Source organism: Desulfarculaceae bacterium (assembly GCA_020444545.1).
Lineage (GTDB): Bacteria > Desulfobacterota > Desulfarculia > Desulfarculales > Desulfarculaceae > Desulfoferula.
Genome location: JAHLKT010000004.1, coordinates 122,158 through 135,163 on the forward strand (window position 1 = coordinate 122,158; position 13,006 = coordinate 135,163).

At 67.7% G+C, this 13,006-nt stretch carries 11 protein-coding genes; 5 read left to right on the forward strand and 6 right to left on the reverse strand.

Annotated features, from left to right (window positions below):
• Nucleotides 1-5 precede the first annotated feature (5 nt).
• On the reverse strand, nucleotides 6-845 hold the full coding sequence (gene panB, locus KQH53_12420; GenBank protein MCB2227475.1) for a 3-methyl-2-oxobutanoate hydroxymethyltransferase: 840 nt from the start codon (nucleotides 843-845) through the stop codon (nucleotides 6-8).
• A gap of 312 nt (nucleotides 846-1,157) precedes the next feature.
• On the opposite strand from panB, the gene KQH53_12425 reads away from it, so the two are divergent.
• The 4 genes from KQH53_12425 to KQH53_12440 all read left to right on the forward strand — a co-directional run bounded on the left by KQH53_12425 (nucleotide 1,158) and on the right by KQH53_12440 (nucleotide 3,477).
• On the forward strand, nucleotides 1,158-2,033 hold the full coding sequence (locus KQH53_12425) for a bifunctional 5,10-methylenetetrahydrofolate dehydrogenase/5,10-methenyltetrahydrofolate cyclohydrolase (protein ID MCB2227476.1): 876 nt from the start codon (nucleotides 1,158-1,160) through the stop codon (nucleotides 2,031-2,033).
• A 12-nt stretch (nucleotides 2,034-2,045) separates the two neighbouring features.
• Nucleotides 2,046-2,684 carry a cyclodeaminase/cyclohydrolase family protein gene (locus KQH53_12430; protein MCB2227477.1) on the forward strand — a complete coding sequence of 213 codons (639 nt, stop codon included), beginning with the start codon at nucleotides 2,046-2,048 and terminating at the stop codon, nucleotides 2,682-2,684.
• Nucleotides 2,685-2,795: 111 nt separating this feature from the next.
• Nucleotides 2,796-3,203, forward strand: a complete 408-nt coding sequence (locus KQH53_12435; protein ID MCB2227478.1) for a phage holin family protein — start codon at nucleotides 2,796-2,798, stop codon at nucleotides 3,201-3,203.
• Between the two features lie 4 nt (nucleotides 3,204-3,207).
• On the forward strand, nucleotides 3,208-3,477 hold the full coding sequence (locus tag KQH53_12440) for a hypothetical protein (protein ID MCB2227479.1): 270 nt from the start codon (nucleotides 3,208-3,210) through the stop codon (nucleotides 3,475-3,477).
• Nucleotides 3,478-3,637: 160 nt separating this feature from the next.
• Here the strand turns inward: KQH53_12440 and KQH53_12445 are convergent, their stop codons facing one another.
• Nucleotides 3,638-4,750 carry a glycosyltransferase gene (locus KQH53_12445; protein ID MCB2227480.1) on the reverse strand — a complete coding sequence of 371 codons (1,113 nt, stop codon included), beginning with the start codon at nucleotides 4,748-4,750 and terminating at the stop codon, nucleotides 3,638-3,640.
• 156 nt (nucleotides 4,751-4,906) lie between these two features.
• On the opposite strand from KQH53_12445, the gene asnB reads away from it, so the two are divergent.
• Complete coding sequence (gene asnB / locus KQH53_12450) at nucleotides 4,907-6,808, forward strand: asparagine synthase (glutamine-hydrolyzing) (GenBank protein MCB2227481.1); 1,902 nt, start codon at nucleotides 4,907-4,909, stop codon at nucleotides 6,806-6,808.
• A gap of 3 nt (nucleotides 6,809-6,811) precedes the next feature.
• On the opposite strand, the gene KQH53_12455 is transcribed toward asnB, so the two are convergent.
• Genes KQH53_12455 through KQH53_12470 form a run of 4 tightly spaced genes read right to left on the reverse strand, consistent with a single transcriptional unit; the run spans nucleotide 6,812 to nucleotide 12,957 of the window.
• Nucleotides 6,812-7,603, reverse strand: a complete 792-nt coding sequence (locus tag KQH53_12455) for an SDR family oxidoreductase (protein MCB2227482.1) — start codon at nucleotides 7,601-7,603, stop codon at nucleotides 6,812-6,814.
• Nucleotides 7,587-9,728 carry an ABC transporter ATP-binding protein/permease gene (locus KQH53_12460; GenBank protein ID MCB2227483.1) on the reverse strand — a complete coding sequence of 714 codons (2,142 nt, stop codon included), beginning with the start codon at nucleotides 9,726-9,728 and terminating at the stop codon, nucleotides 7,587-7,589. Before KQH53_12460 ends, KQH53_12455 begins: the two co-directional genes overlap by 17 nt.
• 3 nt (nucleotides 9,729-9,731) lie before the next feature.
• Nucleotides 9,732-11,450, reverse strand: coding sequence for an ABC transporter ATP-binding protein/permease (locus tag KQH53_12465; protein ID MCB2227484.1), 1,719 nt, complete (start codon nucleotides 11,448-11,450; stop codon nucleotides 9,732-9,734).
• 58 nt (nucleotides 11,451-11,508) lie between these two features.
• Complete coding sequence (locus KQH53_12470; GenBank protein ID MCB2227485.1) at nucleotides 11,509-12,957, reverse strand: TlpA family protein disulfide reductase; 1,449 nt, start codon at nucleotides 12,955-12,957, stop codon at nucleotides 11,509-11,511.
• Between the last annotated feature and the right edge of the window lie 49 nt (nucleotides 12,958-13,006).

The following is a 13,006-nucleotide window of genomic DNA, read 5'->3' on the forward strand; positions in this document are numbered from 1 at the left end:
TCCCTCTACAGCTTGAGCTGATCCACCACCGCCTGGTCGATGGCAAAGCCATGCTCCTCGGCGGGGAAGGCGCCGGAGGCCACTTCCTCCACGTAAGAGGATACCGCCTTTTCCAGCTGGGGGAAGAGGTTTACGTACTGCTTGGCCATCTTGGGGGGCTTGCGCTCGGCCAGACCGATGAGGTCGTGCACCACCAGCACCTGGCCGTCGCAGTCCGGCCCGGCCCCGATGCCGATGGTCACCAGGGGAGTGTTGGCGGTAATGGCCGCAGCCAGGGCCGAGGGGATGCACTCGAACACGATGAGGCTGGCCCCGGCTTCGGCCAGGGCGCCGGTGTCGTCGATGAGCTTCTGAGCGCCGGCCAGGTCCTTGCCCTGCACCTTGTAGCCGCCTAACTGGGCCACGCTCTGGGGGGTCAGGCCGATATGGGCGCAGACCGGTATGCCCGCGTCCACGATGGCCTTGACCGTGGGGGCCATCTCGGTGCCGCCCTCCAGCTTCACGCAGTCCACCCCGCCCTCTTTCATGAAGCGCCCGGCGTTTTTAACCGCCTGCTTGCGGCTCACCTGATAGCTCATGAAGGGCAGATCGCCGATGAGCAGGGGATAGGTGAGACCCCGGCGCACCGCCTTGATGTGGTGCAGCATCTCGTCCATGGTCACCGGCACGGTGGACTCATAGCCCAGCACCACGTTGCCCAGGCTGTCGCCCACCAGCACCGAGTCCACCCCCATCCGGTCCATGGCCCGGGCGGTGGGGTAGTCGTAGGCGGTGAGCATGGTCACCTTTTGGCCGTTTTTCTTTTTGGCGATGAGGTCAGGGATGTTGATCTTCTTGCGGTCCATAGTCCTCTCCTAACAGTTGGTAGAAGCCGTGGATAAAGGCCCAACCCTCGCCCGGCGTCAGCGGCCGTCCAGGTCCTCCTCCAGATCCCAGCAGCCTGGCCACGCGGGGGCCGGTATGTGCCCTCATTAGGTATAGGACCGGCCTCCCCCTGTCAAGCATTGGCCGGCCCTCCCAGGTCCAGAAAAATATTGACAGCTTTGGCCCTCTATGGTGTGTTGGGGGGCGCCGGCCCCGTCCGGCATCACCACAAAATCAGACCAGTCTCGACGACTTAAACAGGATCAATACCGTTTGTATGAAAGGAGTGGGCCATGGCGGCTGAGTTGATTAAAGGCTTGCCCATCGCCAAAGCAATCCGTGAAGAGATCACGGCCGAAGTGGACGGACTCAAGGCCAAGGGCGTGGAGCCCACCCTAGCCGTGCTGTTGGTCGGCGACGACCCGGGCAGCGTGTGGTACGCCAAGTCCAAGGTGGGCGTGGGCGAAAAGCTCGGCATCAAGGTGGACCTGCACACCATGGCCGCCGACACCAGCCAGGAGACGGTGCTGGAGCAGATCAAGGGCTGGAACATGGACCCCAAGGTGCACGGCATCCTGGTGGAGCTGCCCTTGCCCAAGCACCTGGCCAAGGAAGAGATCATGGAGTCCATCGACCCCAAGAAGGACGTGGACGGGGTGCACCCGGTCAACCGCGGCTACCTTCTGGGCGGCCAGGAGCACCTGGCCCTGGTGCCGGCCACTCCGCTTAGCTGCATCGCCCTGGCCGAGCGCGCGGGCATCGACTTCAAAGGCAAGAAGGTCACCCTGGTCGGCCGTGGCGACACCGTGGGCCGCCCCCTGGCCAGCCTGCTGATCAAGCGCGATGCCACCATCACCGTCTGCCACACCAAGACCGTGGACCTGGCCGGCGAGTGCAAGAACGGCGAGATCGTGGTGGCCGCGGCCGGCTTCGCCGGCCTGGTCAAGAAAGACATGATCTCCCCGGGCACCGTGGTCATCGACGCGGGCGTCAACGAGGTCAAGGACGAGGCCACCGGCGAGAGCAAGTACGTGGGCGACTGCGAGCCCGACGTGGCCGATGTGGCCAAGGCCCTGAGCCCGGTGCCGGGCGGCGTGGGCAGCCTCACCACCACCATCATCATGGGCAACGTGCTCAAGGCCCTGAAGCTTCAGGGCGCCGACAAGTAGGGAGGACGGACCATGGCGCAGCAAGTTTATGAAATGACCCTGAACGATTTCATCGAAATCGCGGCCTCCAAAAGCCACACCCCCGGCGGCGGCAACGTGTCGGCGGTGGTGGCCACCCTGGGCGCTTCCATGGTGGCCATGGTGGGCAACCTCACCCTGAGCAACAAGAAGTACGAGGAGCACAAGGACCAGGCCCAGGGCTGCGTGGACCGGGTGATGGGCCTCATCGAGAAGCTCAAGGAGCTCACCATCAAAGACATGGAGGCCTTCGACGCCTACATGGGCGTTTTCAAGATGCCCAAGGAGACCGACGCGGACAAGGCCGCCCGCAAGGAGGCCATGGAAAAGGCCGCCAAGCAGGCCACCCTGGTGCCCCTGGAGATCTGCCAGACCTGCCTGAGCATCGTCGAAGAGGCCGAGGAGCTTTCCAAGTACGGCAACCTCATGGCCATCAGCGACGTGGGCGTGGGCGCCATGGTGGCCGAGACCGCCATGCGCTCCTGCATGCTCAGCGTGGACATCAACGTGCCTTCCATCAAGGACCAGGACTTCGTCAAGGACGTGCTGGCCGAGAAGGCCCGTTTGTTCACCCAGGCCGAGAAGCTCAAGATGCTGGCCATGGCCCGCGTCACCGAGAAGATGGGCGGCTAAATCCCGCTCGCTCTTTTGCGTTTCGCGGCGGGGGCCCTTCGGGGCTCCCGCCTCTTTTTTGGGGGCCCGGCGTCGCTTGCGGGGTCCAAGGCCCCATGATAAGGTTCAGCCATGCGTAAGGGATTCTTATTTCGCTGGGTGGTCAGCGCTCTGGGCCTGCTGTTCGTATCCTGGTTGTTCGATGGCATCCGGGTGGACGGCGTGGGTTGGGCTTTCGTGGCCGCCCTCTTCTTGGGGGTGTTCAACGCCCTCATCCGGCCCATTCTCATCCTGCTCACCCTGCCCATCACCGTCTTGACCATGGGCCTGTTTATCCTGGTGATCAACGCCCTGATGCTCAAGCTGACCGGCTGGCTCTTGGCCGGTTTCCACGTGCAGGGATTCTGGACCGCCCTGGGCGGGGCCGTGGTCTTGGGGCTGATCAGCCTGGCGGCCAACAGCCTGGTGAACGACCGGGGCAGCTTCGAGGTGATCGAGATGAACCGGGGCCAGGGCGGCCGCTGGGAACGGAGAGGCTAGAGCCGTGGAACACAGCTCCCTGCAACTTAGGGTGGACTCCTGCCAGGAGGTAATCGACGACATCTCCCGCCGCCTCTCGGCCGAGGAGGTGAACCCCCGCATCGTGGAGCAGCTGGAGCGCTTGCGCGAACTTCTGACTATGCTGGACCATCATTTGGTCAGCGAGACCGACCTGTACCGCATCGAGGTCTCCACCAACCAGCTCCTGCGCGAGCTGGGGGTGCTTTTCTCCCAGAAAGAATTCGGCTCGCTCTACGACCACACCTTGCAGTAGCGAGCCGCCATGCCGCTTCGCCTGCTTTCCCTGGCCGCCAACGCAACCATCCTGGCCCTGAACCTGATCGTGTCCGGCCTGGTCATCGGCCTGCTGGTCCTGGGGCGTGCCCCCCGCGCCTGATCTTCCGCTAAAATTTGAGTGAGTATGCCTTGGCGGCTCAGGCCAGAGCCTGGCGGTATAGCTCGGCGTAGGCCCGGCACATGGCCTCCAGGGAGAAGCGCTCCTGAACCCGCGCGGCTCCGGCTCGGCCCATGGCTTGGGCTTGGGTTGGGTCGTCCAGAATTTGGGCCAACCCCCGGGCCAGGGCCTGGGGATCAGCCGGGGGCACCAGTAGGCCGGTGTCTCCCGGCAGCACCACCTCGGGGTTACCGCCCACGTTGGTGGCTACCACAGGCAGCTTGGCGGCCATGGCCTCCAGCAGGGCCATGGACACCCCTTCGCTCAGGGAGCTGAGCGCGAACAGGTCGGACGCGGCCAAGAGACGGGGCACGTCCCCCCGCGCTCCCAAAAAGCGCACCGCCTGGCCCAGGCCCAATTCGCGGGCCTTCTGCTCCAGCTTGGACCGCTCCGGGCCGTCGCCCACCAGGAGCAAACACGGCGCGTCCTCCCGGCCGGCCAGCTCACCCACGGCAGCCAGCAACGTGCCGTAGTCCTTTTCCGGTGACAGGCGGCCCACGCTGATGATCGCCGCCTGCCCCGCCTCCAGGCTCAGCCCGTCCCGCGCTGCCTCGCGCTGCGGGGCGGCGGCCGCGATCTCGCCAAGGTCGATGCCGTTGTAAACCAGGCGCAGGCGTTTGGGGTCGATGCGGTCCTGCTCGCGGGCCGCGGCCAGGGCGTCCTGGCTCACGCAGGCTACCGCCGCGCAGCGCCTTGCCAGCCAGCGGCGCAGCTTGCGGTGGCGGGCCGGGCCTTCGTAGTTGGCCCCGTGCAGAGTAGCCAGCACCGGCTTGCGGGTGATAAACCCGGCCATCACCGCATAGAGCAGAGAAAGCGTGTTGTGGGCGTGCAAGACATCGGCCCCGCTGCGGCGCGCCAGGGAGGCCAGGGAGCGGGCCAGGCGCAGGTCCAGGCCAGGCCCCTTGCTCAGCTCCCACAGGGTCAGGCCGTTCAGGGCCAGGCCCGGAGGCGCGGCCTCCCCGGCCAGGGTGACCACCTCGGCGGCGAAACCCTGGGCGGGCAGGCCCTTGGCCAGGTGCAAGACCACCCGCTCCATGCCTCCCACCTCCAGGGACCACACCACCTGGAGCACCTTGGGCTTAGCTGCGCTCAACGAAATCCTCTCTTGCCCCGGCGATCACGGCCCCGGGGCAGCGGCCTGTTCTCCACGTTAACCCCACCGCGCCCGGCAAGCAAGCGGGCTGGTGCGCCGGACCAAATGCTGGCAGAATTGAGACAACCCTTTTGGCGGCGCGGAGGCCTGTAATCCATGTGCGGCATATTCGGCTTTTTCAGCTCCCCCTCGCAGCGTGCCGACCTCGAGGCCTGCCGCCGGGCCACCAACCTCATGGCCCATCGAGGCCCGGACGCGGATGGCGAGTGGTCCAGCCCGGACGGCGCGGTGTTCCTGGGCCACCGCCGCTTGTCCATCCTGGACCTCTCGGACGCGGCCAACCAGCCCATGCTTTCGCCGGGCGGCCGGGTGATCATCTTCAACGGCGAGATCTACAACTTCAGGGAGCTGCGCGACCAACTCGCGGCCGAGGGCATAAGCTGCACCACCACCGGGGATACCGAGGTGCTGCTCAAGGCCCTGGAGCAATGGGGCCCGCCCGCCCTGGAGCGCCTGCGGGGCATGTTCTCCCTGGTGCTGTGGGACCCGGAGCGCCGCCGCGCCCTCTTGGCCCGCGACCCCTTCGGCATCAAGCCGCTCTATATCTGGCAAGGGCCAAGCGGCGAGCTGTCCGTGGCCTCGGAGATCAAGGCCTTCTACGCCCTGCCCTCCTTCGTGCCCGAGCTGGACTCCAGCGCCCTGCCCGAGTACCTGCGCTTCCGCTCCCTGAGCGGGGGCCGCACCCTGCTGAGGGGCGTAAGCAAGTTGCCTCCCGCTAGTTATGCCTGGTTCGAGCCGGGCGGCCGCGTGGAGCCGCATATTTACTGGCGCCTGGCCGACACCGCCCCCGGCGAGATGGCCAAGGACAGCCTGGCGGCCAACACCGCGCGCTTCGTGGAGCTGTTTCGTTCAACCGTGGAGGCCCACCTGATCTCCGACGTACCCCTGGGGGCCCAGTTCTCGGGCGGGGTGGACTCCAGCCTGGTCTCGGCCGTGGCCCGCAAGGACCTGGGGGCCGACTTCGCGGGCTTCTTCTGCCGGGTGGCTCAGGAGGGCTTTGACGAAACGCCCTTTGCCGAGGCGGTGGCCGACGCCCTGGGTATGCGCCTGCACCGCAGCGAGCTGACTGCTGGGGTGCTCTTCTCCGAGCTCCTGGACCGCCTCACCTGGCACCAGGACGACCCCCTGACCCATCCCAACTCCATGGGCATCTTTTTGCTCTCCGCCCTGGCCAAGGGCAAGGTCAAGGTGCTGCTCTCCGGCGAAACCGCCGACGAGATCTTCGCGGGCTACGACGCTCATCGGCGGCTGCTGGCCTTTGCCCGCCTGGCCGGGGTGCCGGACTTCCTCTTGTCCCCGGCCCGCTCCTTGTGCCGCCTGAGCCCCCGCCTGCGCAGTATCGAGCTGCTCCTCAACGAGCGCTTGGGGCACGACCTGGACAGCCTAACCCTCACCCGGCGGCAGTATTTGGACGGCCCCTCCCTGGAGACCCTGCTGGGCCCCGGCGCGGACGCGGCCTCCCTGGCCGGCCGCCGGGCCGAGTTGGAGCCGCTGGCGGGAATGGACGCCCTCACCCGCTTCCAGCTCTACGACGTGGCGGTGTATTTGCCGCCCATCATGGAGCGCCAGGACAAGATGTCCATGGCCGCCAGCATCGAGAGCCGGGTGCCTTTCGCGGACGTGCAGGTGGGGCGCTTCGCTTTTGGCCTGCCACCGGAGCAGCGAGCCACGGTCAAGCGGGGCAAGGTTATCCTCAAGGAGGCCCTGGCCCGCTACGTGCCCGTGGACACGGTAGAGCGGCGCAAGGCCGGCTTCGGCCTGCCCATGATCCTGTGGTTGAATTCCGCCGAAGGCCGTGCGCGGCGCGAGGCCCTGGCCGGGCCGGGCTCGGCCCTGGGCGGCCTGCTGGACCCCGACCGCGTGCGCCCTCTGCTGGCCGATCCCTCCGACGGACCCCGGGCAGACGTGCTCTGGAGCCTCATCGCCCTGGAGGCCTGGGCGCGGATGTTTTTGAACAAGGAGGCGGTGTTGGCTGCCCCCCGCGCCATCCCAATCTGATCTTTAGGTAAGCCCCCGGTGCAGGCCGCCGTCGATGAGGTAGCTGGCCCCGGTGATGTAGCTCGCGCGCTCGGAGGCCAAAAAGGCCACCAAGTCGCCGAACTCGGCTGGATCGCCCATGCGCCCCAAGGGGATGGCTTCTACCACCTGGGCCTTGGCTTCCTCGGGGCTGATGCCCCCGGCCTCTGCCCGCGCGTTGAATAGCTGCTCCACTCTCGCGGTTAGCATCCATCCCGGCAGCACGTTGTTCACGGTGATGCCCGCCTCGGCCACCTCGTCGGCCAGGGTCTTGGCCCAGCCCACCACCGCCGCCCGGATGCTGTTGCTCAGGATGAGCCCGGGCAGGGGCTGCTTCACCGACACGCTGGTCATGTTGACGATGCGGCCCCAGCCTTGGGCCCTCATGCCGGGCAGCAGGGCCCGGGTCATGGCCTGGGCCGAGAGCAGGGTCAACTCCACCGCGCGGCGCCAGGCGTCCTCGCCCAGCTCCTCGAAGCGTCCCGGCGGGGGACCGCCCGCGTTGTTTACCAGGATGTCGATCTTGCCGTAGCGTTTGGCCGCCGCCTCGGCCAGGGCCTGGGCCGCGCCCCGCTCGCTTAGGTCCACGGCCTGGGCCCAGACCTCCACCCCGAACTCGGCCTCCATACGCGAGGCCAAGGTGTCCAGCTTGTCCTGGCTGCGCGCGGCCAGGGCCAGGTTGCAGCCCTCGGCGGCCAGCCCCCGGGCCACGGCCAGGCCCAGCCCCTTGCTGGAGCCGGCCACCAGGGCGGCCCGTCCCTTAATCCCCAGATCCATCGCGCTCCTCCTTTTCCTTGAGCCGTTGCAGGCGCACCAGGCGGGCGTAGAGTCCGTCCAGGGCCATGAGCCCGTCGTGGCGGCCCTGCTCCACGATGCGCCCCTGGTGCATCACCAGGATGTTGTCCGCCCGGCGGATGGTGCTCAGGCGGTGGGCCACCACCAGGCTGGTGCGCCCGGCCATGATGCGGGGCAGGGCCTGTTGGATCAACCGCTCGCTCACCGGGTCCACGCTGCTGGTGGCTTCGTCCAAGACCAGCACCCTCGGCGACCCGGCCACCGCGCGGGCAAAGGCCAAGAGCTGCCGCTGCCCTGCGCTCAGGCGGCGGGCGCCCTCACCCAGGGGCGTGTCCATCCCCTGGGGCAGCCGGGCCACGAACTCGGCCGCCCCGCTCACCGCCAGGGCGCGCTCCAGGGCCTCGTCGTCCACGCCCGCGCGGCCCAGCACGATGTTCTCGCGCACCGTGCCCGAGAGCAAAAATACCTCCTGCGACACCAGGGCCACCCGCCGGGCCACGTCGCCCCGGTCCATGTCCCGAAGATCGATCCCGTCGATCAACACCTCGCCCTGGTCAGGGTCGTAGAGGCGCATGATCAGGTTGACCAGGCTGGTCTTGCCCGCCCCGGTGGGGCCCACCACGGCCCAGGCCTGGCCGGGCGGGATGCTGAAGCTCACCTCGTTGAGCACCGGGCGCTGGGGCTCGTAGCCAAAGGTCACGTCCGTGAAGCGCACCTCGCCGGGCCCGGCTTCGGGAGGCGCGGCTTGCCTGGGCGCGGGTAGGGTCTGTTGGTTGTCCAGCAAATGGAAGATGCGCTCGCCCGAGGCCATGGCCGCCTGCATGATGTTGTACTTCTCGGCCATATCGCGCACGGGCCGGAAAAACATCTGCATGTAGGCGATGAAGGCCACCAGGGTGCCCAGGCTCAGCTGGTCCTGCACCACCCTGCCGCCGCCGTAGAAGATAATCAGGCCCATGGCCAGCGAACTGAGCAGCTCGGTCAGCGGCAGGAACACCGCGAAGACCTTGACCTGACGCATCCCGGCCGCGAAATAGCCGTCGTTGAAGCGCTTGAACTCGGTGCGCCCGGCGGCCTCGGCCCGGAACAGTTTGACCACGGCCAGGCCGTCCAGGGTCTCGCCCAGCCAGGAGTTGATGCGCCCCAAATGCCCCTGCAAGCGCCGGAAGGCGTCGCGGGCCAAACGGGAGAAGGCCCAGGCCAGGCCGCCCACCACCGGGGTGAGGGCCAGGCACACCAAGGCCAACTTGAAGTCCAGCCACAGGAGCACCACCACGATGCCGCTGATCACGAAGAAGTCCTGGAACAGCGAGACCAAGGCGCTACTAAACATTTCGTTGAGGTTTTGCACGTCGTTGGTCAGGCGGGTGACCAGCTTGCCCACCGGGTTGCGGCCGAAGAAAAACTCGTCGCGGCTGAGCAGATGCTTGTAGAGCTGCTGGCGCATAGCCAGCATCATCTCCTGCCCGGCCCGCTCCAGGAGCACGGTCTGGCAATAGCCCAGGAGAAACACCCCGGTGGCGGCGGCCAAAAATACCAGGGCCAGCCGGGCCATGCCCCAGGCGTCCGGCGCGCGCAGGTCGATGAGCTGCTGCGAGGGCAGCTTGGCCAGCTCCGGCGTGGCGATGACCCAGCGCTCCCCGGCCCGGATGAACACCTTGGGGTGCTCCTTGGCCAGCTTGTCCGCCTCTGCCGTGGCCGGAGCCAGGTAGAAGGGATGCTTGCCCACGGCCCCGGCGGCGCGCAGCTTCACGGTGAGGCGCGGGTCCAGGCCGCGCCAGGCGGTCTCGGGCACATACACCGAGGTGCCCCGGCCGGGCAGGAAGGCATCGCCCGCTCCTGTGCGCAAGGCCTTGGCCAGCCCGGGCGGGGCCTTGGCCAAATCCACCTCCAGGGCCTGGCGCACCATGTAATTGTCAATGGCCAGGCGGGTGAGGTAGGGCAGCACCAAATCCAGGCCCGTGGCCAACAGAGTCAGCAGCGCGGCGAAGAGGATGATGCGCAGATGGGGCCGGGAATAGGAGGCCAGGCGCTTGAGCAGGCGCAGGTCATAGGGCTTGCCCAGCTGGTCGCCTTCCATGTAGCCGTAGTCCATGGTGGGAGGCATGGCTCAAGCCCCCATTTCGGCCAGGAGGGCCTGCTCGGCGAACAGGTCGTGGTAGAGCCCGCCCTGGGCCAGCAGCTCGCGGTGGGTGCCCTGCTCGCGCACCCTGCCTTCGGCCAGCACGTAGATGCGCCCCGCAAAGGCCACGCTGCCCAGGCGGTGGCTGACCACCAGGGTGGTGCGCCCGGAACGCAGACGGGCCAGGTTGGCCAGGATGCGGGCCTCGGTGCCGGTATCCACGGCGGAAAGCGGGTCATCCAAGACCAGCACCGCCGGGTCGAGCAGCAGGGCCCGGGCCAGGCAGAGGCGTTGGCGCTGCCCGCCGCTCAGGGTGTGGGCCCGCTCGCCCAGCTTGGTCTCCAGACCCTTGGGCAGGGCCCGCACCTCGTCGGCCAGCTCCGCCGCCTCCAGGGCGGCCCACATGGCTTCTTCCGATGCGTCCGGCTGGCCCAGGGCCAGGTTCTTGGCCACCGTGGCGGAGAACAGGAAGGCCTCCTGAGGCACCTGCACCACATGGGCCCGCAGCTCGGCCTGGGCCAGGGAGCGCACGTCCAGGCCCTCCACCAGCACCGCGCCCTCGGGCGGCTCGTAGAGGCGGCCCAGCAGGCGCAGCAGGGTGGACTTGCCGCTGCCGATGGGCCCCACCAGGGCGGTGAGCTCGCCAGCCGGGGCGCGCAGGCTCACCCCGCTCAGGGTGTCCGTGGCCGCGCCGGGGTAGCGGTAGGTCAGGTCCTTTAGTTCCACCCCCAGCTCGGCCTCTTTGGGCAGATGCTCGGGCGAAGCCGCGTCACGCACCTGGGGCTCGGCCGAGAGCACCTCTCCCACCCGCGCCAGGGAGGCCTTGGCCCGCTGCATCAGGCTGACCACCCAGCCCAGGGCCATCATGGGCCAGGTGAGCATGCCCAGATAGGCGGTGAAGGCCACGAAGTCGCCGGCGGTGATCTTGTTGAACACGGCCAGGGGGCCGCCCATGCCCAGCACCACGGCCAGGCTGAGATTGGTGAAAAAGACCATCAATGGGAAAAACAGGGCCATGATGCGGGCCAGGCCCAGGTTCTGCTCCAAAAATCCCCGGGCCGTGGTATCCAGGCGCTTTTCCTCGGGCCCGGCCAAGGCGTAGCTCTTGACCAGGCGCACCCCGCTGAGCACCTCGCGCACCTGCTCGGTCATGGCCGAAAAGGCCTCCTGCACCCTGTTATAGCGGTGATGGAAGCGGCGGCTCTGCTGGCGGGTGAGGATTACGATGGCCGGCATGGGCAGGATGGCCAAGAGAGCCAACAAGGGGCTGATGTAGAGCATGAAGCCGATGGCGGCCAGGCCCATGAAGGCGCCATCCACCGCCGCCACCAGGCCGATGCCCGTGGCCATGCGGATGTTGTTCAGGTCGTTGGTGGCCCGGGCCATGAGCTCGCCGGGGGGGTTGTCGTCCAAATAGCCCAGGTGCATTTCCTGGAGATGGTCGAACAGGCGGATGCGCAGATCGCGCTCCACCACCCGCGCAAAGCCCATCAAGAGCGGCCGCCACACCATGCGCAACAGGGCCATGCCCACGGCCAGGGCCAGAATGGCTCCGGCGATGGCCAGCAGGCTCTGGGCGTTGGCACGGCCATAGGTCAGGTCGTCCACCGCGTACTTGATCAAGCGGGGGATGTAGAGCTGGAACACGTCCACCAGGACCAGGGCCACGAAGCCCACGGCCAAGCCGCCGGCCTTTTGGCGCGCCAAGCGGCGCACCAGGCCCGGCCCGCTGACCGCCTCCTTGTCTTGCTCCGTGGAGATGGCCCTACCTTTGGTAGGCCGCGCTGCAGGGACGAGTCAGGATGAATTCCCGGCTCCGGGCCAGCACGTTCTTCTGGGGGCCGATGAGCGCGGTGATCCACACCCGCAACTGGCCGCCCGGAGGCAGCTCGGGTATCTGGTCGCAACGCACGAACAGCAGGTAATCGTCCAGGAAGGTGCTGTCTATGCGGTGGTAAAGGCTCTCGGGCTCGCCGCCCCGCACCGCCCCACGGCCAAAGGAGTCCTCGGGCCACAGGTTCACCGCCATCCACAACCCCTGGTCGGTGGGCAGGTCGCTCAGTTCGGCCTTGATACTGAACAACACCCCGGGAACGCCGTCGTTCACGTAGTTTTCGTCCACCATGAGGCCCTTGATGCGTCCCATGGCCACGTCGAAGACCTGGGGCGCGCCTCCGCCACCGCCGCCGCCGGCCACGGGCGGGGCGGCCGGGGCCGGAGGACGGGCCGCCGGGGGCTGCGGGGCCGGGGGCGTGGCCGGCACGGTGCGCGGCTCATTGGTCTCGGGCTGGTCCCAGGAGAACTTCTTGGGCTCCGGGGCGGTCCCGGCGTATTGCCCGCCCACCCCGCAGGCCGAGGCGATGGGGAACTCGGGGCTGGACTCCACCACCCGCTGGTTACTGTTGAGGATGGAGACCTGGGCCCTATAGGCCGAGGTCCCCACCAGGGGCGGTAGCTGGTCGCAGCGCACGAACATCACGAAGTATTCCAGGGACACGTCGTCGATGCGCAGGTAGAGCGTCTTCACCGGTCCGCTGCCGCCCTGGATGTTCAGGGCCAGCCACAGGCCGCGCACGCTGCGCTGGTCGGCCACGTCGGCCACCACGTGAACGTTGAGGCCCTTTTGGCCGTCCACCAGCTCGTTGCCGGTCACCCACAGATCGATGAAGCGCGACTGGCCAGGCTGGCGGCGCTGGGTGCGGGCCGCCTCGGGCTGGGGATTTCTGGCCGCGGCCAGATAGGGCCCCACCGCGGCCATGAGATGGGGCCGCGACACCGGCCCCTCGAAACGGTGCATCACCCGCCCCTGGGGGCTGATGATCAGGGTGGTGGGCAACACCCGCACCCCGGCGTTGGCCTGGGCCCAGTCCACCTGACCCAAGACCACCGGCATCTGCAAACCCAGGCGAGCCACGAAGGGCTTGACCGCCTGGCGACCTCCCTGGTCCACGCTGAAAGCTATGGCGCTGACCCCCCGCCCGGCGTATTCCTTGGCGAACTTGTCCAGCTTGGGCAGGGCCCGCCGGCAGGGCTTGCACCAGGTGGCGAAGAACTCCAACACCACCACCCGCCCCCGGAATTGGGACAGGTTCAGGTTGCCTCCGTCCAGGGTGGGCAGGTCGAAGTTCAGGGCGGGAGGCGGCGCGGCTTGAACACCCACGGCCGCTAGGGATATGAGGAGGCAGATTAGCAACGCGGACAGGGCCTTGGCCATGTTCACTCCTTGGCGGTTAGCTCTAACAGATAATACCATTTGGCCGCGC

Coding starts and splice junctions, on each gene's coding strand:
- panB (MCB2227475.1), bottom strand. CDS start 845: ATGGACCGCAAGAAGATCAACATCCCTGACCTCATCGCCAAAAAGAAA.
- KQH53_12425 (MCB2227476.1), top strand. CDS start 1,158: ATGGCGGCTGAGTTGATTAAAGGCTTGCCCATCGCCAAAGCAATCCGT.
- KQH53_12455 (MCB2227482.1), bottom strand. CDS start 7,603: ATGGATCTGGGGATTAAGGGACGGGCCGCCCTGGTGGCCGGCTCCAGC.
- KQH53_12430 (MCB2227477.1), top strand. CDS start 2,046: ATGGCGCAGCAAGTTTATGAAATGACCCTGAACGATTTCATCGAAATC.
- KQH53_12435 (MCB2227478.1), top strand. CDS start 2,796: ATGCGTAAGGGATTCTTATTTCGCTGGGTGGTCAGCGCTCTGGGCCTG.
- asnB (MCB2227481.1), top strand. CDS start 4,907: ATGTGCGGCATATTCGGCTTTTTCAGCTCCCCCTCGCAGCGTGCCGAC.
- KQH53_12460 (MCB2227483.1), bottom strand. CDS start 9,728: ATGCCTCCCACCATGGACTACGGCTACATGGAAGGCGACCAGCTGGGC.
- KQH53_12470 (MCB2227485.1), bottom strand. CDS start 12,957: ATGGCCAAGGCCCTGTCCGCGTTGCTAATCTGCCTCCTCATATCCCTA.